The sequence below is a fragment of the Synechococcus sp. CC9311 genome, from assembly GCF_000014585.1.
In the GTDB taxonomy this organism is placed as follows: Bacteria; Cyanobacteriota; Cyanobacteriia; order PCC-6307; family Cyanobiaceae; genus Synechococcus_C.
The window spans coordinates 2316610-2334779 of the sequence record NC_008319.1; the positions used below are offsets into that span (position 1 = coordinate 2316610).

Consider the following 18170-nt stretch of genomic DNA (forward strand, 5'->3'; position numbering starts at 1 on the left):
CCCTTCAAGGCCCGGCACCGTCTCGGTCTCTCAACAACTTGGGCGGCTGAGCCTTGAGCGATAGCCACTTGGACGTCGGCCAACACAAACCCTCCAGGCGCCAAGCGTGCAAGTGGTATCCACCATCCCCTGGCGTTGCGGTTGCACAGAGCCCCTGATCGGATTGATACAAGGGATCTCCGAGTAAGGGGAATCCCAGTTGGGCAAGATGAATACGAATCTGATGGGGGCGGCCTGTATGGATCTGTACTTCCAAGAGGTCTTCCCTCTCCCCTCGCTCCCGCAGTTGCACTTCAGAGTGAGCCGATAGGCGCCTACGCAATGGCTCCGGAGTCGATGGCTCTGGTCCCCAAACCCAACCGAGCAAAGGATGTTGCCTCTCCACAACATCGGTTTGGATCACAAGCGTCTGACCTTGTTGGAGGCTCTCCAAGCGATGCGTTAAGCCCAGGTACGTTTTTCGGCAATCGCCCTCAGGTCGAAATTGCTTCGACAACGCAGCCCGGGTTTCGGGCCGACGGGCGCAAACCTGAAGGCCAGACGTGAACCTTCCGAGGCGATGAATAGGCTTTGGCACCAAGACCTCTCCAACAGAACGGCTACTCCGCTCCAACAAGGACGTCAGCGTGTGTACAAGGAAGCCGCCACCTGGCATCACCGGCAATCCTGAGGGCTTATTCACGACCAGCACATCCCCGTCATCGTGAATGACCTCCAATTGATCCGGAACCGCAGCCTCTACCCAGGGCGGACGCGCCCAACGAATCCAATCGCCCGCCTTGACCTCGACGTCATCGGAACAAGCCAGACCATTCAGAGTGATTTCCCCGCTGGCCAAGCGCTGCTGCCACGTCGCCGGACAGGAGTGGCGATGGCGCAGCGCCAGCACAGCACTCAATCGGGTGGACTGTTCCCCTGGCTGAACCCGATCGCAGTAGGTCCAGCCGTTGTTCAACGCCGCCGGCCGCCATCCCGCCGGCTCAGCCATCAATTCACAAGGTGATGTTGGAGGGCATAACGCACGAGCTCCGTGCGGCTAGAGGTTTCCGTTTTGATGAAAAGCCGGCTCACGTACTTCTCCACATTGCGAATCGAGGTCTCGAGCTGCCGCGCGATCTCCTTATTCATTAAGCCCTCAGCCACAAGCTGCAACACACTTGCCTCCCTTGGCGTGAAATTGTGCTGAACGGGGTCCTGATTGGGTAGGGCATCAGCCTGGGCAAGAAGCGAGCGGATCTCTGTGATCTGCTTGGCCATCTGACCCATATCGGTGTCAGCGAACCGTGCTGCCTCCTGCAACAACCGCTGCTGCCGCTGGGCAACATTTCTGACCCTGGCGACGAGTTCATCAGGGTCAAATGGTTTAGGGATGTAGTCATCCACGCCCGCGAGATAACCCTGAGTACGATCCGCCGTCATCCCTTTGGCAGTGAGAAAAATCACCGGCGTTCCGCCAAGCCGCTCGTCTTCACGCAGCTTGCGCAGCAACCCAAATCCATCAAGCCTAGGCATCATCACGTCGCTGATCACCAGATCAGGAAGCATCTGCTGGGCCTTGATGAAGCCCTCTTCACCATCCTCAGCCGTTGTGACATCAAATCCCTCATCCTCTAAGTAGGCCTGAACGGCAGTACGCAAACCAGGTTCGTCATCTACGAGCAGCAACCGTGGGGTCAGAACCTCGCTGGGAGTCTCCGTCATGGACCTGACGCATCTAACGCGAAATCTAGAGGCGCTATTGGCTTGGCAACCGCAAAATCTCTTGAGATTCCTTCTGCAGCGTGGAGAAACCCAACGCCTTGGCCTTCTCAGTCAAAGCAGAGGGATCTTCACCAGCAAGCTCTGGCTCACAGGCAGCCCACCACACCAGATGGTTTTCCCGATTCGCCGAGGTGACCAAACCACCAGGATTGAGCCGCTGAAGATAAATCGCATTCTGATCGCGTGTGACACGCATGGGATCAGTCCGACTGCAACTCACCGATTCCGTTGGGATGATCAGATTCTCAGGCGATTCCCTCCAAAGCTTGTATTGCCTTAAATCAGGATCAGTCGAATCCAACTGGATGGCAAAAATTCCGAGAAGGGAAGTGCCACCTAGCTCACGCGTCTCGAGCACGACCAAGTCGGCAGGCCTCGACGCCCGCATCTGTTCAAGGACCTTCTCGCGCAGAGATGGCTCTGCCAAGCAGGGCTGCAGAACACTGATCGCGAGCAGACTCAAGCTGGTCATGCAATAAGCCGTACGCATCAGATAGGACGACAGACTCACACCATGCTGCCAAGCCCCGAAGCCGTCTTGACTCAATCGGCACCAATTGCCCTCGACCATCAAGCCACAACGCCGTGTCACCAGGATGTGGTGAAGGCCATGGAGCCTTGGTGGACTGAACAGTGGGGAAATCCTTCTAGCCGGCAACATCGACTCGGACTGACGGCCGCCGCCGCCGTTCAAATGGCCCGAGAACAAATAAGCGATTGCCTGAACTGCTCAGCTGAACAGCTGATCTTCACCAGCGGAGCCACGGAGGCCAACAACATTGCTCTGCTCGGACATGCACGCGCCATCGCTCGCGAGAGGGGAAAACCGGGGCATCTGATCAGCATGGTCAGTGAACATCATGCTGTTCTCGACCCCCTGCGGCAGCTTCAGCGCGAAGGCTTTCGCATCACCCTTCTCTCACCAGAGTCGGATGGTCTCCTCGAGCTCAAAAAGCTTGAGGCCGCCATCACTGAAGACACCCAATTGGTGAGTGTGATGCTGGCCAACAACGAAATCGGCGTCATCCAGCCACTCCCTGAAGTCGCGGCCATTTGCAGAGATCAGGGTGTGACTCTGCACAGCGATGTCGCTCAAGCCTTCGGCCACATCCCCTTAGATAGCAAAGGGCTTGGCGCCGATTTTCTCAGCCTGAGCGCCCACAAACTGAACGGGCCAAAGGGGGTTGGCGCTCTGATCAGCAACCCAGACTTAAAGGTCGAGCCGCTGCAATGGGGAGGGGGGCAAGAACGGGGGTTGAGACCTGGCACCTTGCCGGTGCCGCTCATCATCGGATTTGCCAAAGCGGCAGAGTTGGCACAAAGCGATCTCGCTAGCCGCAGTCAACGCATCGAACGTTTGCGCAATCGGCTTTGGGAGGGCCTGAAGCAAAGGCAGCCAGAGCTAATGCTCAACGGCCATGCCACAGCTCGACTGCCGCACAATCTCAACATCACCATTCCAGGCGTCTCGGGAAACAAGCTGCATCGAGCGCTGCGATCCCGAGTGGCCTGTAGCAGTGGTTCGGCCTGCAGTCGCGGCGAACCCTCCCATGTGCTGATGGCCTTAGGTCGAAGCCGACAAGAAGCTGAAGCATCCCTGCGGCTCAGCCTGGGGCGCAGCACCTCGGACCGCGACATCGACCTAGCTATTCAGGCCATTAACGACGTCGTACACCAATTACGTCATAAAGCGTGAAATTAATAGTGCGCGTCGCTACTTTCCGGCCAAGCCTTTTAATCAACATCTGGCAATGAGCGACACCACGGAGAGCAGCAGGCTCCAAGTCCTGCAAGCGATTGAAGATGGCTGGTCAGGCTTCGCCAAAGCGCCATTGCCCTTTGTTCTTTTCACACTTTTATCGGGCGCGCTGGGGCTGATCTTTCAAGTGATCAGCCATTCAGCCGCCATGAGATCCTCAGCAGGGTCAGGATTTGATCCAGGCACCGTCCTGCTGATGATTATCTCCGTGATTGGCAGCACCGTGATCAGCCTGTGGGCGGTCACAGGCCTGATTCGCGGAGCATGGAAGGCCCTTAGTGGCCATAAGCCGTCTTTTGGAGACCTCACTCGCTGGGATGGTCAAGCGGCAGGTCGCCTGTTCATCAACCAGTTAGTGCTAGCCATTGTTCTGGTGATCATTTTGTTCATCGCCGTTGCCATCGGCACTGGCCTTTTCCAAATCAATCAGGCTTTGGCCGTGATCCCTGGCCTGGTGGCCGGCATCGTGTTTCTTTATCTGGGGGTGAATCAAAAGTTCCTTCCCTTCATTGCGATCGCGGAAGAAGGCAATCCTCTTCAAAAAATTCAGCGTGGCAGAGCCGTCGTGGATCCCAGCTGGTGGTGGATGCTCCTGCTCCTGATCGTGGAAGTTGTGATCCTGGGGATTGGACTCCTGCTCAACGGAGTTGGCCTCCTGGTTGCTAGCCCCTTGGTGATCTGCATCTCAACAGCGGCCTACCGCCAACTGTTTGGCACAGAAGATCAAACCGGTTTTCTTAGCGAGAACTGAGTCCGATAAAGGCCACTACGCCGAGCAGTGCCAAAACCAGCTGAGCCAGACGACTCACAAGCAGTCCGGCCACCACCGCTAACCCCACGACTGCTCCTTGCCGTAATGATTCGAGCCACCCGAGATTCAAGGGTGGCTTTTTTTTAACCCAGGTTTCCACCACCAGGGCCCCAAGCCAGGGGCCGAACAAGGCCCCAAGCAATGGACCTCCAAACGGAAGGGCGGGTAGGAGGCCGAACACCCCCAAGAGCAGACCCACCCCGGCCCCTGCTGCTGACCAACGGCTGGCCTTCAGGCGCATCGAGGCCAGGCCTAAAGCCAAGAGGTCGGCAACGAGCCCCAGACCAAACAACAGCAAAGCGACAACGAGCTCAGGCCAGGCCTGTTGCCATCCGACAGCAACGATCCAAATCAATCCACCCACAGGAAGCCAGATCAAACCTGGGAGCAAGGGCAAGAGCGTGCCTGGAATGGCCAGCAGCTGCACAAACAGCGCCATCCACCAGAACAAGTCGAGAGACAATGGGACATTCATGGCCCAGACCGAGCGGTGTCGGGCCTCCGTCTGGCAATTCTTAGTTTTGCGCTGCGACTGCGCGGGTTGTCTGCCTGTTCCTGTTCTGAGGCCATGAACGGTTTGCGCGTGACCCGCTCGAGCCGCTCCTCTTGGAGGAAAGCGGTTTTGACACGACGATCTTCCAACGAATGAAAACTGATGATCGCCAGCACACCCCCTGGCTTCAGCCATCCAGGCGCTGTCTGAAGCAATCGGTCCAGCACCCCCAGTTCATCGTTCACGGCAATCCGCAGCGCCTGAAAGGTGCGCGTGGCGGGATGAATCCTTCCCCGTCGTGCTTTGGGGGGGTAACAACCAGCCACGGCATAAGCCAATGCCGCCGTGCCTGCATAGGCGCCTTCCGCCTCCAAATCCGCCTTAATCCGTCGAGCAATCCTGCGAGACAAGCGTTCCTCTCCAAAGGCGTAAATCAAGTCAGCAAGGGCATTCACATCCAGCCGCGCAATCATCTCCTCTGCCGTTTCACCTCCAGCCACTGGGTTCATGCGCATATCTAAGGGACCGTCCAGCCGGAAGCTGAATCCTCTGGAGGCCACATCCAATTGGGGACTGCTCACCCCCAGGTCTGCCAGCACCAGCGACACCGGTTCCGGTGGTTCAAACGCGGCAAAGTTCACCGGAACGATCTGCACGCGATCAAGGAAGGGCTCCAGCCTGGAAGCAGCAGCAGCCCTAGCGGAGGGGTCCTGATCCAAGCCAACCAAACGCACGCCAGGAAAGCGTTCCAGGATGAGTTTGCTATGACCACCACCGCCAAGCGTGGCGTCAATGACAGCTGTGTTCTGCCAAAGGATTGGGGGCTGCTCAGACAAAACCTGCATCAGCGTTTCAGCCAATACGGGCACGTGGCTGAACGCCACACCAGAAGACAGCGGGTGATCGGGCATCGGTCCTTCCTAAGATCCCGATAACGCAATGAATCTCGGCTCATCATGACGCAGCTGGAAACGCGCACCGAGCCGATGGTGGTCAACTTCGGCCCCCATCACCCCTCCATGCATGGGGTGCTGAGGCTCGTCGTGACCCTGGACGGTGAAGACGTTGTGGATTGCGAGCCAGTGATCGGCTATCTCCACCGCGGCATGGAGAAGATCGCCGAGAACCGCACCAACGTGATGTACGTGCCGTACGTGAGCCGTATGGACTACGCAGCGGGCATGTTTTACGAAGCGATCGTGGTGAACGCTCCAGAGCGCCTCGCCAACATCCCTGTGCCAAAGAGGGCTAGCTATATCCGGGTCTTGATGTTGGAGCTCAACCGGATCGCCAACCACCTGCTCTGGCTTGGCCCCTTCCTCGCTGATGTTGGTGCTCAAACACCGTTCTTTTACATCTTCCGTGAACGGGAGATGATTTATGACCTCTGGGAAGCGGCCACGGGTCAGCGACTGATCAACAACAACTATTTCCGCATCGGTGGTGTTGCCGCCGACTTGCCCTGGGGCTGGTTGGAGAAATGTAAGGATTTTTGCGATTGGTTCGGTCCAAAAATTGATGAGTACGAAAAACTCATCACCAACAACCCCATTTTCCGTCGCCGCATTGAAGGACTCGGCGTCATCGGCCGAGAAGAGGCGATAAATTGGAGCTTGTCAGGTCCAATGTTGCGGGCCTCCGGTGTGCCTTGGGATCTCCGCAAGGTGGATCACTACGAGTGTTACGACGATTTCGATTGGGATGTGGCCAGCGAGAAGGAGGGTGACTGCTTTGCTCGCTATCGCGTGCGCATTGAAGAGATGCGTCAATCGCTGAAAATCCTGCGCCAAGCTTGCGACATGATCCCCGGCGGCCCTACAGAAAATCTCGAAGCCCACCGCATGGCAGAAGGCAAAGACAGTGCCTTTGCCGGATTCGACTACCAATACGTGGCCAAAAAAGTGGCGCCTACGTTCAAGATTCCCAATGGGGAGCTCTACTCCCGGCTGGAATCAGGCAAGGGTGAAATCGGAGTATTCATCCAGGGCAACAACGATGTCACCCCCTGGCGCTTCAAGATCAGGGCGGCTGACAGCAACAATCTCCAGATCCTTCCTCACATCCTGAAGGGACACAAAGTTGCCGACATCATGGCGATCCTGGGCTCGATCGACGTGATCATGGGATCCGTTGATCGCTGAACGATCTGAACCTCATTGTGCGCCAACTTCGCCGGTCAGGGTTCTTCATCCCAAGCGCCCTGACCGCCGCTCTGTGGTTGAAAGGACGCCACCCACAAGTTCCTGGCTGGGGCTGCCCTTTTCGAGCCCTTACAGGGATTCCCGGTCCGGGGTGTTACCTCACTAGAGCCACCTCAGCCGCTCTCAACGGCGACTTTCAACTTTCCTTGGGCTTCCATCTGTTTGGACCAATCGTGGCGGCAGCGTTGCTTGGCTGGAGCCTCATGGCTCTACGCAAGCGACGGCTGATCCCGGTGCGTGTCGCTCTTGCACCGATGAGCATCATCACCTCAGCCTTCGTTCTCTATTGGCTGCTTCGGCTAGTGCTCAGCTATGGCTTCGGAGTCGTTGGTTCGCCAGGCTTTCCAGCAACAGGCTGAGCCCATCTACTGCGCTTCTCCGTCGCCTTCTCCATCACGTGCCATCCTCCGACCACTGGCTTCAGCTCCAACGCAACGTGCGTTTTGGGGAAACCGATGCCGCCGGCGTCGTGCATTTTTACCAGCTATTTCGCTGGTGCCACGAAGCCTGGGAAGAGAGCCTGGCTCGTTATGGCATCGCCGCGGCCGCCATCTTCCCAGGCTGTCGAGATATCTGTCAGGTGCCAACCGTGGCCCTACCAGTGGTGCATTGCGAAGCCGATTTCCAACGGCCAGTGCATGGCGGCGATGACCTGCGGATCCTTCTCGAACCTCAACGGCTCAACCCCGGCTGCTTCGAGGTGAAATACCGCTTCCAGCTCGAGGATATGGATGTTGCTCGTGGTCTCATTCGGCACCTAGCCATCGAGTCTGAAAGTCGCAGGCGTTGCGCCTTGCCGGAACCCATCGATCTCTGGCTGGAGGCTTCAACCGTAGGGAGACTCGAACCGATCTAAGGGCAGCGTCGTTGCGAAGACACAACAGTGATCGCCCACACCAATCCAGCAACCTGGAGCGGCAGCATGCAAGCCGCAATCACCAAAGGATGAAAGCCATCATGCGCATGAGTGGATAAGGCTGTTCCGCTGACGCCAGCTGCCATGGCTAGCAGCAAGGTGGTCACTGATGGCCAAGCACGGGGCATTGCCATCAGAACCAAGCCTTTTGCTGCTCGAGATACATCTCCCGGAATTCGTCTGTGGATTTTGTGAGATAGATGATGCCTTCAATCATTCCAATGACTGACATCACACCAGTCGCGATGCCGCATGTCACAACACCGCCCGCCAAACTCACCACCAACATGATGATTCCGGCGTTGTTGTATCCCAATACAAACTTGTGAATTCCGAATGAGCCCAAAAAAACGCCCAACAGACCTGCTGCCAGCTTTTTGTTGCTGATTTCAGTTTCCGACAGCACGGTCATGGACGTAGCGCAGAAGACTTGATTCTTGCGACTCCAACCAGTCCTGCCAACGGCCCCGTTCCCATTTGCCCTCTAACGAAGGTTCAAGAACCGCGCATTCCAGCCATTGCATGGGCTGCTCGGCCGGTAGCCAGCCTGAGGTCATCGAGCGCAGGCTGGCTTGAACAGAAGCCCAGCCCTCGGACTCGATCCAGCCATCACGGCAACGCACCAACGCCACCAAACGCTGCCCCCATTCCTGACTGGCAATCGGAAGCAGCAGCACCGCTTCCAACGGCAGTCCCTGCTCCTGGGCTTGATGCAGCAGGCGTTGACTGAGCTGCTCAGGGAACACCGTTTCACCACCGGAATGGATTGCACCATCGATCCGACCTTGTATCTGAACGTTTAGAGCCCCATCTCCTGCGGTGATCAAAGCGGCCGCATCTCCGCTGCTCCACCAGCCCTCGGCATCCACAAGAGGGGCCAGCCGACCATCAAGCCAGCGCGCGAGCGCCAAACGCCGCGTCCGCACCCTCAACACACCATCCCGATCCAGGTGCAGTTCCACATCATCGAGGGGCGCACCACAGCCCAGCTCGCCCTGAAGAAAGCGTTCGGGCGCCTGCGCCACCACCATCGCAGCTGTTTCGGTAGCTCCATAACAAGGAGCAAGGCGAATCCCTAACTCGCGAGCACGCTCAGCCAGGGGTCCAGCCAGGCCGGCTCCTCCCACCCAAACCAGCGCCAAATGCTGCAACCACGCCATCCCCTCTGGGTGATCCAGCAACCGTTTGAGCTGTGTGGGCACCAAAGACACCACAGCCTGTTTCTGGCCCCAACGAGGTAAGTCCAAACAGGTCGCCAGCAAGGACGGCGGATCTTTCATCAAGGGAGGCGGAAGCGACACGTGCTGTGCGCCCCAAAGACGACCTCGCCACCAGGGCATCAGGCCACTGATGTGATGAAGCGGCAGGGGGTTGAGCAAGATCAACCCCTCGGGGCTGAGCCCAATCCCCTCCAGCCACCGACCACACGCTGCAGCAGAGCGATCCAAGTGGGTCCAGGGCTGGAGGCACAAGCTGCGCCCCCCCTGGCTGCCACCACTGGCCAACACCACACCTCCGCCAAGCGGCCAATCAAAGGCAGGGCTTGAAAGGTCCCCAGCGACTGGACGCCCGCCAGCCTGCACCGCTTGTAGGTGCAACCAATGCCCGGCCTCCACCGCTTGCTGCAGGGCAGCGAAGGTCTCCCTGCCTCCCCCGGGTTGCACCACCAATGGCACCAGTGCCTGGAAGTCGGAGCTCACCCGCTCACCTCAGCTGCGGCCCACACCTCTGACGGATCGGAACTAAATAATGGGCCAGCCGGACACCACCCTGGGGCCAGCCCAGGAGCCGCCGGTGTTTCCCCTTGAGCCTGGAGAGCCGATAGGTGCGCCAACCAGCGGCCACCAATCCCGGTTTCAAACGATGTACTCAGCATGAGGCGAGGCTTACCCCGAAGCAGATCCCGCAGGAGAGGCCTTGGGTCTCCCTCCAACAACGGTCGGCGCACCTGCCAGCCCTCCCACTGATCGCGCCAGGCGGGATGGGCCTGCAAAGACTCATCCAGAGCAACCGGAACCACTGCAGCGATGGCCTGAAGGCCCTCCCAGTCATCGGCCGCAAGCGGTTGCTCCAACCACTGCAAGCGTGGATCCCCGCGAAGCTGCTCCACCCATCGCCAAGCCTGAAGCCTGTCCCAGCCGCCATTGGCATCGAGCCGCACTCGGGCGGAAAACGGAAGTTTGTCGAGCAGCCCCTGAAGCAAGCACCATTCCTCCTCGAGGTTGCAGACCGCCACCTTCCACTTGAGAGTGAAAGGCAAGTTGGAATCCACTGAGGACAACAAGCGATCCAGTGCATCCCGCATCGCGACTCCTGCCGGCAACAAGAACGCCGACGTTGGCGCCTGTAGCCAACCAGCAGGGGAGGCACTCCCCAGCTCGCCATCCAGCTCAGCCAGGGCAGCACCAAGGGCGAAAGCCAACGCTGCTGGCACTGTTGCGAGCAAGTGTTCAAGGCTGCTGAAAGTCCAGACCACCCCAAGCTCCATCATCCGAACCAAGGCGACCTGGCAAGCCTCATACTGATCAGCCTCCAAGGGCGACACCTCTCCCCATCCGAGACGGCCGGCCGAGTCCTCCAAGCGCAACAACCACCCCCGACGGTGCTGCAACAAACCTGCGGCCGTCAGCAGCGGCTGGCTGAGCTGAAACACATAGGGCTTGATCTGCAACCGAAGCTCCATGCCTTTCAACTCAGGAGGGGGCCCAGCGCTAATCCCGCACTTAAGCCAAGACCATTGAGAGCCTGAAAACGGAGCGCCAAAAATTTGCTGCCAGTGATTCGATCCGGTTCGGCATGGTGATCACGCAGCAAACGAATCAGCGCCGCTGCCGCTGGAAGGCCAATCGCACTAAATAAGGCCGTGAGAGGCCAATCACCGTGAAGAACTGGCACCCATTCGAGCGCGAGGGTGCCTGCCACAAACCCGGGCACCAAGCTGGCCGCTTTGGCCGTACCTAAACGCACCACCGGGGAGCATTTGCCGTGGGCTGCGTCCTCATCGACCTGATGAAAGTGGGAGCAAAACAACACCAGAGACGTTGCAAGTGCAGGGCCTGAGCCAAGCATCAGAGCGAGTTGCCAAGGCACTGCAGCTTGATCAGCAGGAGCCAACACAAGCAACGCTGCTGCGGTAGCAAACGGCCCAAACGCCAGCCAACAGAGAGGCTCCCCCAATCCCCGATACCCCAACCGGAAGGGTGGACCTTGATACAGGTATCCCATCCCACAGCTCACGAGCACCAGAGGAAGCACGGCGAACGAACTTCGCAACGCGAGCGTCAACATCAAGGCCAGGCCTGAAAGCAACGCAAGACAAGCCCAACGACGTACAGGCCGGCGTTGCCCTACAAGCGCCACGATCGAATGAGGTTTGCCGGCCACATCAACGCCTGTTTCTGCATCAAACAAGTCATTGCTGAGGTTCTCCCAAAGGAGAAGAAGCACCGCCGCGAGCAAAAACCCCAAAAAGTGATCCCAGCGCACCGACGCCTGGACACCCAGTCGCCAGCCCGCTGCTAACACCACGGGCATCACAGCAACCGAATACATCCGCCACTTGATTGCGGCCTTCCAGAGGCGTTGACGATCGGACATGGCGTAACGGGTTGCGACAGCCTGGGGATCTGGCATGGGCTAGATCCAGACACGCCGCGACATGGCTCATACATTTGAACAGGATGCTGCACTGATTCGCCCGCGCATGACAGCCGCTTTCAAACAACCAACGGCTGCTCAATCTTTCGGCACCCTGCTGGAGAGGGCTCAACGCGCCTGGAATCAGCGCCAAGTCGAGGAGGGCACCTTCAGCATCGCCCTGCCGATAGCCCCTCAGGATCCTCTCAAACAGTTGCCATGCCTGGCGGCAGACAGCTCTTTTCGTTTCCTATGGGACAGCGCCCCAGGCCTCTGCCTCGCTGCGGCTGGTCAATGCCAACACCTTGAGCTGGCAGGTCCGCGGCGATTTGAGATTGCTCAACGGTTCAGCGACACCACCCTGCAACGCTTAATTGATGCCAGCCCTGAAGCACCTTGCCAGGCCCGTTCAAGGGTCTTGCTGGCCTTCAGCTTCTTTGAACAAAGCAAGGAGCAGCAGGAAAATATTGACGCCGTTCCCTGCTTGCAGGCGCTGCTCCCACGCTGGCAATTGAGTCGGCATGGCCAACAAAGCTGGTTGCGGATGCATGGCCATGCCTGCGATGACTCCGATGTTCGTGTTTTAACGGAAGCGCTATGGCAGATGGCCGAAGTGCTCAACGCAACCTCGCCACTCGCTGAGCAAGACGATGCAATGGTTCTGGGCACCCCAGTGGGTTGCTGGAAAGAGCGCTATCAACCAGCTCTCGAGCAAGGGCTGAAATTAGTGAACGATGGAGCGCTGCACAAATTGGTGCTGGCAGTGCGTCAATCGATCGAACTCACCACACCTCTCTCTCCCTTACCTCTGTTGCGACGGCTGCGGCATCAGCAGACGGGCAGCTGCCGTTTCCTCTGGCAACGAGGAAGCAACGATGCTTTTTTTGGAGCTTCCCCTGAGCGACTGCTCAATCTGCGTAACGGGCGATTGCGCAGTGATGCCCTCGCTGGGACTGCAGGACGAGGGGAAGGCGGCGACACCCTGATGCAGTCGAGTAAGGACCGTCATGAGCATGAACTAGTGGTCAAGGCGATCAGCGACAGCCTTGGCGAAAAGGGACTCACCCCCCAAAGGCCTCGGCGTCCCCAACTGGCACGACATGGGCATTTGATCCACCTTCATACCCCTATTTGTGCCGATGCCACAGGGCATCAGGCCCTTGCCCTCGCCGCCGCACTCCACCCCACTCCAGCGGTAGCGGGCTTGCCGAGGAGGGAGGCGATGCATTGGCTGCAAACACTGGAACCATTCGAACGCGGTGGTTATGCAGCGCCCATCGGCTGGATCGACCAAGCCGGTGATGCGGAATTGCGGGTTGCCATCCGCTGCGGACACCTGCGCGGAAACCAACTTGATCTCACCGCAGGAGCTGGCCTTGTGCGGGGATCCATTGCCGAACGGGAGCTTCAGGAGGTCAGCCAAAAGCTGGCCGTCTTGGCCGACCAGCTTGATCTTCACTCAGGGAATAGGGGGCGAACGCAGACGCCACTCCAGTGATGACGGCTTGAAGCTTCTCCTTCCTGAGATCAGGACGAAGAACCACTCAGGCGAGCAATCACCATGTCGGCCAGGGGCACATTCATCAGTCGCTCAACCTCGCGAATACCCGTTGGACTGGTGACGTTGATTTCACTCAGCATCCCGCCGATCACATCGATACCCACAAAGAACAAACCCTCCGAGCGCAAAGCCGGGGCCAAGGCCTCACAGATCAAGCGTTCACGCTCCGTGAGCTCCGTGGCCTCCGGAAAGCCGCCAACGGCGAGATTGCTTCGAAACTCCCCCTCTTTGGGCTTGCGGTTCACGGCGCCCAGGGGTTCTCCATCCACGAGCAAAATTCGCTTATCGCCCTCGGTGACGGCAGGCAGAAAGCGTTGAGCCATCACCGGAAGGGAGCCCTGTTCCGTGACCAGTTCAAGCAACGCCCCAAGTCCTGGCGCGGACGCTGAAACGCGCACAACACCTAAGCCAGCCCTTCCCCCGAGGGGCTTCAAAACCACTTCTTCTTGTTCAAGAGCAAAGGCCGACAGCTCCGAAACACGTCCCGATACCAGTGTGGGAGCCATCCAGCGGCTGAAGCGCAGGGCTCCAAGCTTTTCATTCCAACTACGCAGCGATGCCGGACGATTCAGCACCAAGGCACCCGCTCGCTCGGCCACATCGAGCAAGTGGGTTGCATAGAGATAAGCCTCATCAACGGGAGGATCTTTCCGCATCCAGATCGCTCCAAAGCGATTGAGCGGACAGCGCTCTGGTTCGCCGATCTCAATCCAGGGATCGGGCTGCACTGGCACAGCAACCGCTAAGGGCTCATCACCCAGAGCAATCAAATCTGCAGGCGTAGCCGCCCAGACCTCATGGCCGGCGCGCTGAGCCGCCTGCATCAAGGCGGCTGTGGAATCTTTTGCAGGGTTGATCCGATCCAGCGGATCCAACACGAAGAGGTGGCGCATGGCTGACACCTCTTCAGGCCTGACCGGCGAGCAGGCCATCTAGTTTCCCCGCCCGCTCCAGGCCATGCAGTTCATCGCAGCCTCCTACGTGCTGGTCATTGATAAAGATCTGAGGAACGCTGCGCTTGCCGTTGCCACGAGCGGCCATCGCATCACGTCCAGGCTCATCCCCATCAACCGAGACTTCGGAGTAGGCCACACCCTTGCGGTCCAGCAAACCCTTGGCGCGCACGCAAAACGGACAGGTGCTCCAGGTGTAGATCTCAACCTTGGCCATCGAACTGCCGCATACAAAGGCTGAATCTTATGCAGGACGACCGCGCTGATAGCGTCGAGTCCACAAGACTCCCTTGCACCATTGCTGGATCTCACAGACTTCAAACGCGATCTCTCCGAGCTCACTGACCGCCTGGGCCATGCCCAGGACTGTCTTTGACGTACCTGCACTGAATGCCAAGCAGCAGGATCTAGAGCAACTCGCCGCTCAACCCGACTTTTGGAACGATCAGCAAAACGCGCAGAAGCAGATGCGGCGCCTTGATGAAGTCAAGGCACAGCTCCAGCAACTTGTGGATTGGCGTGGAGCGATCGACGATGGTCAAGCCACCCTTGAGCTGCATGAATTAGAGCCTGACGAAGACCTCCTGGGTGAGGCTCAACAGGGACTCAACCAGCTGCGACAAGCTCTGGATCGTTGGGAGCTGGAACGTCTTCTCAGCGGCGAATACGACAAAGAAGGGGCTGTTTTAAGCATCAACGCCGGTGCCGGGGGTACCGATGCCCAGGACTGGGCCCAGATGCTGCTACGCATGTACACCCGCTGGGCCGAAGACCAAGGGATGAGCGTGAGCGTCAATGAGCTATCGGAGGGAGAAGAGGCCGGCATCAAAAGCACCACGATTGAGATCGAAGGCCGCTACGCCTACGGCTATTTACGCAACGAAAAGGGCACCCATCGACTGGTGCGGATCTCGCCATTCAATGCCAATGACAAACGGCAAACGAGCTTCGCGGGGGTGGAAGTGATGCCCAAGCTGGATGAAGAAGTTGAGCTCGATATTCCTGAAAAAGATCTCGAGGTCACGACCTCCCGCTCCGGCGGGGCAGGTGGTCAGAACGTCAACAAAGTGGAAACAGCCGTTCGCATCCTCCACGTGCCCACTGGCCTAGCTGTGCGCTGCACCCAAGAACGCTCTCAGCTTCAGAACAAGGAGAAGGCCATGGCTCTGCTCAAGGCGAAATTACTGGTGATTGCCCAGGAGCAGCGTGCAGCAGAAATTGCCGACATTCGCGGCGACATCGTTGAAGCAGCCTGGGGGAATCAGATCCGCAACTACGTCTTTCACCCCTATCAAATGGTGAAAGACCTGCGCACCCAAGAGGAGACAACAGATGTGCAAGGCGTGATGGATGGAGATCTCAACCCCTTCATCCAGGCGTTATTGCGCCAAGGTGTGGACCGCCCAGGCAGCGACGACGACAGCTGACCGACGTGCACCCATCACGATGATTCCTTCATGACTCAGGCTCCCGAAAACGACAGCGCCCCCTCCACCGCCCAAAGCGACGAGAAGGGAGCACCACCGCCGAGTTTCGTGAAATTGGCCATGCGCAACATGGTGCGCAAAGGCGGGCAGAGCCTGTTCCATTTCGGCCTGACCGCTGCAGGCTTTATTGGTTTCATTCTTGTTGTGGCCTGGTTGGGGCGACCAACACTCCCGCAATGATCACGATCGACCTGGCCTTCAGCCCTGCATCCGCTGACCTCATCGATGCAGCGGATGACGAAGGCACGCGCTCCAGGCTGCAAGAAGCCGGCGACTGGGAGTGTGAATTAAGCGCTTGGATTGAAGCCCTTCGTCAGGACCACGGCAATCACTGTCCCGAAGTCGTGAGGACCTGCGACTCGCTCAGTCTGGGTATCTCGCTGCTCGATGACGCCAGCATCGCCGAACTCAATCTCCACTGGCGCCAGAAACCCACTCCAACAGATGTGCTCTCCTTTGCTGCTCTTGAGAGTGAGATGCCGATGGTTGCAGGCCAGGAGCTTGAGCTAGGAGACATCGTCGTGTCGGTGCCCACCGCCCGTCGTCAAGCTCTGGAACAGAAGCATGGCCTGGAGCGGGAACTGCGCTGGTTGGTCAGTCACGGGCTTCTGCACTTACTGAGCTGGGATCATCCCGATGAAGACGCCCTCGCTGCGATGCTGCAAAAACAGGAGCACCTACTTGGCATGGGCAGTAACGTTCGTTCCTAAGTGAGATCAACTTTGAATCAGCAGATGAAGTCACTGCTGACCCCTGAAGACGGAGCACCGGTGTCGGAGGAGATCAGCCAGCTCAGCACCAAGCGTGCTCATCGTGCCGCCAAACGGGGTGCCTGGAGGATCGCGGGGGATCTGCCCTCCAGCTTCCGCTACGCGGCCCAAGGCCTTGGCTACGGCTTCTTGAGCCAGAGGAACTTCCGTATCCACGTTTGTACGGGAGCGTTGGTCTTAGGGATGGGGATTTGGCTCCAGCTTCCCGCCATCCAGCTGGCGATTTTGGTTCTCACGGTAGCTGGCGTGTTGGTGCTGGAACTGCTTAATACGGCTATCGAGGCGGTGGTGGACTTGGCGATCGGCCGCCGGTTTCATCCCCTCGCCAGAATTGCCAAGGATTGTGCAGCAGCCGCTGTTCTCGTCTCTGCGATCAGCTCCATGCTGATTGCGCTCCTTCTTCTCCTACCACCCCTAATTCTGCGCCTGGGCCTCTAAACCATGCTCCTGGTCATCGATAACTACGACAGTTTCACGTTCAACCTCGTGCAATACCTGGGGGAACTTGCCAGCCAGTTCCCGGTTGCGTCCGACTTACGCGTGGAGCGAAACGACGCCCTGAGTCTTGAGGAGATTCGCGACCTCAACCCATCAGCCATATTGCTTTCACCTGGTCCAGGAGATCCAGATCAAGCCGGCGTTTGCCTCGAGGTCTTACGCCAACTTTCACCCACCATCCCAACCCTTGGTGTGTGCCTCGGGCATCAATCGCTCGCGCAGGCCTATGGCGGTCGCGTTGTGAGAGCCAGCGAACTGATGCATGGGAAAACATCTCCTGTTCAGCATGGCGGGGAAGGCGTCTTCGCCGGGCTTCCCCAACCGCTTACCGCAACCCGTTACCACAGCTTGATTGCTGAACGAGACACCCTTCCGAACTGCCTTGAAGTCACTGCCTGGCTGGACGACGGAACGATCATGGGGCTGCGCCATCGCGACTACCCCCAACTACAGGGAGTGCAGTTCCATCCTGAGAGTGTGCTCACAGAAGCTGGGCACCAGCTGCTGGCCAACTTCCTGCGTCAAGCAGAACAGCCGTGACATCACTGCTAGCTTCCTGAGCAAGAAGACGATCAACAATGTCGGTCCACGAACGCGTTCAGAGTCTTTGCCGCATTGTTTTGAGTGGTTCGGCACTCGTGGCGATCGGAACTGGTGCTCCAGTTCGGGCCGCAGGGGTCACCGTGACCAATTACGGCCACAGCGCCTTACTCATCCGCGGAGGTGGCCAATCCGTGATGGTGAATCCGTTTCGAGCCGTGGGCTGCGCCAAAGGACTGGCTGAGCCACGCGTGAACGCAACGGTGATTCTTGCTAGTTCGGAATTACCAGATGAAGGGGCCCGCATCGGTGGCGGTACCTATTTGGCCAAACCAGGCTCTTATCGCGTCGGAGGCCTCAGAATCGAAGGGTTCGCCGCTCCCCATGACCGAGTGGGGGGCCGTCGTTTTGGCCAAGCCACTGTCTGGCGCTGGCAACAGGCAGGTCTCAACTTTGCCCATCTCGGAGGCACCGCCGCCAAACTCAGCGGTGAGGACAAAGTGCTTCTCGGTCGCCCCGACGTCTTAATCATCGGCGTCGGCGGTGGCGGCAAGGTCTACAACGGAGAGGAGGCTGCCGAAGTCGTGCGCGCACTCAATCCCCGCAGGGTGATTCCTGTTCAATACGTGAATGGCGAGGCTCCCTCCGGATGTGACCAGGGAGGAGTCCAACCTTTCCTGGATGCGATGTCCGGTATGAAGGTGCGCAACGTGGGGCCAAACCTCAACCTGCCTGGAAACCTCGGTGACAACACCGTGATCGAAGTCATGCGTTGATCGGGGTC

The 18170-nt window shown here is 58.5% G+C and carries 24 protein-coding genes; 12 read left to right on the forward strand and 12 right to left on the reverse strand.

All coding sequences use genetic code 11. The features are described 5' to 3' along the window. Positions 1-4: 4 nt before the first annotated feature. The 3 genes from SYNC_RS12125 to SYNC_RS12135 are packed head-to-tail and all read right to left on the reverse strand — an operon-like array spanning position 5 to position 2233. Positions 5-988, reverse strand: coding sequence for an RNA pseudouridine synthase (locus SYNC_RS12125; protein WP_011620533.1), 984 nt, complete (start codon positions 986-988; stop codon positions 5-7). Further along, positions 988-1701 carry a response regulator transcription factor gene (locus tag SYNC_RS12130; protein ID WP_011620534.1) on the reverse strand — a complete coding sequence of 238 codons (714 nt, stop codon included), beginning with the start codon at positions 1699-1701 and terminating at the stop codon, positions 988-990. Before SYNC_RS12130 ends, SYNC_RS12125 begins: the two co-directional genes overlap by 1 nt. A gap of 34 nt (positions 1702-1735) precedes the next feature. After that, complete coding sequence (locus tag SYNC_RS12135) at positions 1736-2233, reverse strand: hypothetical protein (protein ID WP_237699223.1); 498 nt, start codon at positions 2231-2233, stop codon at positions 1736-1738. A 42-nt stretch (positions 2234-2275) separates the two neighbouring features. Here SYNC_RS12135 and SYNC_RS12140 point away from each other — a divergent pair, with 42 nt between their 5' ends. Together SYNC_RS12140 and SYNC_RS12145 are read left to right on the forward strand one after the other, a co-directional pair. Beyond that, positions 2276-3457 (forward strand): cysteine desulfurase family protein, encoded by a 1182-nt coding sequence (locus SYNC_RS12140; RefSeq protein WP_041426757.1) that lies wholly within the window; start codon positions 2276-2278, stop codon positions 3455-3457. A gap of 55 nt (positions 3458-3512) precedes the next feature. Beyond that, a complete protein-coding gene (locus tag SYNC_RS12145; protein WP_011620537.1) occupies positions 3513-4271 on the forward strand; it encodes a hypothetical protein in 759 nt (252 codons plus the stop codon). Here SYNC_RS12145 and SYNC_RS12150 read toward each other — a convergent pair. Together SYNC_RS12150 and rsmH are read right to left on the reverse strand one after the other, a co-directional pair. After that, on the reverse strand, positions 4258-4806 hold the full coding sequence (locus SYNC_RS12150; protein ID WP_011620538.1) for a DUF456 domain-containing protein: 549 nt from the start codon (positions 4804-4806) through the stop codon (positions 4258-4260). The two genes, SYNC_RS12145 and SYNC_RS12150, sit on opposite strands and share 14 nt — an antisense overlap. Continuing rightward, the gene (gene rsmH, locus SYNC_RS12155) at positions 4803-5735 is read right to left on the reverse strand and encodes a 16S rRNA (cytosine(1402)-N(4))-methyltransferase RsmH (RefSeq protein WP_011620539.1); all 933 of its coding nucleotides are present in this window, start codon (positions 5733-5735) and stop codon (positions 4803-4805) included. Before rsmH ends, SYNC_RS12150 begins: the two co-directional genes overlap by 4 nt. Before the next feature lie 45 nt (positions 5736-5780). Between rsmH and SYNC_RS12160 the strand changes: the two genes are divergently transcribed. Genes SYNC_RS12160 through SYNC_RS12170 form a run of 3 tightly spaced genes read left to right on the forward strand, consistent with a single transcriptional unit; the run spans position 5781 to position 7881 of the window. Next, positions 5781-6965 (forward strand): NAD(P)H-quinone oxidoreductase subunit H, encoded by a 1185-nt coding sequence (locus SYNC_RS12160; protein WP_011620540.1) that lies wholly within the window; start codon positions 5781-5783, stop codon positions 6963-6965. 17 nt (positions 6966-6982) lie between these two features. Next, complete coding sequence (locus tag SYNC_RS12165) at positions 6983-7384, forward strand: DUF2752 domain-containing protein (protein ID WP_011620541.1); 402 nt, start codon at positions 6983-6985, stop codon at positions 7382-7384. A gap of 38 nt (positions 7385-7422) precedes the next feature. Further along, complete coding sequence (locus tag SYNC_RS12170; RefSeq protein WP_011620542.1) at positions 7423-7881, forward strand: thioesterase family protein; 459 nt, start codon at positions 7423-7425, stop codon at positions 7879-7881. Here SYNC_RS12170 and SYNC_RS12175 read toward each other — a convergent pair. From SYNC_RS12175 to menA, 5 genes are all read right to left on the reverse strand, one after another. After that, the gene (locus SYNC_RS12175; protein WP_148201911.1) at positions 7878-8075 is read right to left on the reverse strand and encodes a hypothetical protein; all 198 of its coding nucleotides are present in this window, start codon (positions 8073-8075) and stop codon (positions 7878-7880) included. The two genes, SYNC_RS12170 and SYNC_RS12175, sit on opposite strands and share 4 nt — an antisense overlap. Then, positions 8075-8353: a TM2 domain-containing protein gene (locus tag SYNC_RS12180; RefSeq protein ID WP_011620544.1), complete on the reverse strand. Its 279-nt coding sequence runs from the start codon at positions 8351-8353 to the stop codon at positions 8075-8077. Before SYNC_RS12180 ends, SYNC_RS12175 begins: the two co-directional genes overlap by 1 nt. Next, positions 8331-9557, reverse strand: coding sequence for an AMP-binding protein (locus SYNC_RS12185; protein WP_011620545.1), 1227 nt, complete (start codon positions 9555-9557; stop codon positions 8331-8333). Before SYNC_RS12185 ends, SYNC_RS12180 begins: the two co-directional genes overlap by 23 nt. Positions 9558-9637: 80 nt before the next feature. Then, the gene (locus tag SYNC_RS12190; protein WP_041426758.1) at positions 9638-10624 is read right to left on the reverse strand and encodes an o-succinylbenzoate synthase; all 987 of its coding nucleotides are present in this window, start codon (positions 10622-10624) and stop codon (positions 9638-9640) included. Positions 10625-10629: 5 nt separating this feature from the next. Next, positions 10630-11574, reverse strand: coding sequence for a 2-carboxy-1,4-naphthoquinone phytyltransferase (gene menA / locus SYNC_RS12195; RefSeq protein WP_011620547.1), 945 nt, complete (start codon positions 11572-11574; stop codon positions 10630-10632). A gap of 70 nt (positions 11575-11644) precedes the next feature. On the opposite strand from menA, the gene SYNC_RS12200 reads away from it, so the two are divergent. Beyond that, positions 11645-13075 carry an isochorismate synthase MenF gene (locus tag SYNC_RS12200; RefSeq protein ID WP_041427132.1) on the forward strand — a complete coding sequence of 477 codons (1431 nt, stop codon included), beginning with the start codon at positions 11645-11647 and terminating at the stop codon, positions 13073-13075. 29 nt (positions 13076-13104) lie between these two features. On the opposite strand, the gene gshB is transcribed toward SYNC_RS12200, so the two are convergent. Both gshB and grxC read right to left on the reverse strand, forming a co-directional pair. Next, positions 13105-14031, reverse strand: a complete 927-nt coding sequence (gshB, locus tag SYNC_RS12205) for a glutathione synthase (RefSeq protein WP_011620549.1) — start codon at positions 14029-14031, stop codon at positions 13105-13107. Positions 14032-14044: 13 nt separating this feature from the next. Further along, complete coding sequence (gene grxC, locus SYNC_RS12210) at positions 14045-14308, reverse strand: glutaredoxin 3 (RefSeq protein WP_011620550.1); 264 nt, start codon at positions 14306-14308, stop codon at positions 14045-14047. Between the two features lie 81 nt (positions 14309-14389). Between grxC and prfB the strand changes: the two genes are divergently transcribed. The 6 genes from prfB (at position 14390) to SYNC_RS12240 (ending at position 18162) form a co-directional block, all read left to right on the forward strand. After that, positions 14390-15518 (forward strand): peptide chain release factor 2 gene (gene prfB, locus SYNC_RS12215; protein WP_011620551.1). Its coding sequence is split into 2 segments (ribosomal slippage): positions 14390-14464 and positions 14466-15518, totalling 1128 coding nucleotides; the frame shifts between segments, so codons are not numbered across the junction. Between the two features lie 30 nt (positions 15519-15548). Then, positions 15549-15758 (forward strand): DUF3285 domain-containing protein, encoded by a 210-nt coding sequence (locus SYNC_RS15090; protein ID WP_011620552.1) that lies wholly within the window; start codon positions 15549-15551, stop codon positions 15756-15758. Next, on the forward strand, positions 15755-16288 hold the full coding sequence (ybeY, locus tag SYNC_RS12225; RefSeq protein WP_011620553.1) for an rRNA maturation RNase YbeY: 534 nt from the start codon (positions 15755-15757) through the stop codon (positions 16286-16288). The genes SYNC_RS15090 and ybeY overlap by 4 nt, the downstream gene beginning before the upstream one ends. A 24-nt stretch (positions 16289-16312) precedes the next feature. After that, positions 16313-16786, forward strand: a complete 474-nt coding sequence (locus SYNC_RS12230) for a diacylglycerol kinase family protein (RefSeq protein ID WP_011620554.1) — start codon at positions 16313-16315, stop codon at positions 16784-16786. A 3-nt stretch (positions 16787-16789) separates the two neighbouring features. Beyond that, a complete protein-coding gene (locus SYNC_RS12235) occupies positions 16790-17386 on the forward strand; it encodes an aminodeoxychorismate/anthranilate synthase component II (RefSeq protein ID WP_011620555.1) in 597 nt (198 codons plus the stop codon). Between the two features lie 38 nt (positions 17387-17424). Beyond that, positions 17425-18162: an MBL fold metallo-hydrolase gene (locus tag SYNC_RS12240; RefSeq protein WP_041426760.1), complete on the forward strand. Its 738-nt coding sequence runs from the start codon at positions 17425-17427 to the stop codon at positions 18160-18162. Positions 18163-18170 lie beyond the last annotated feature (8 nt).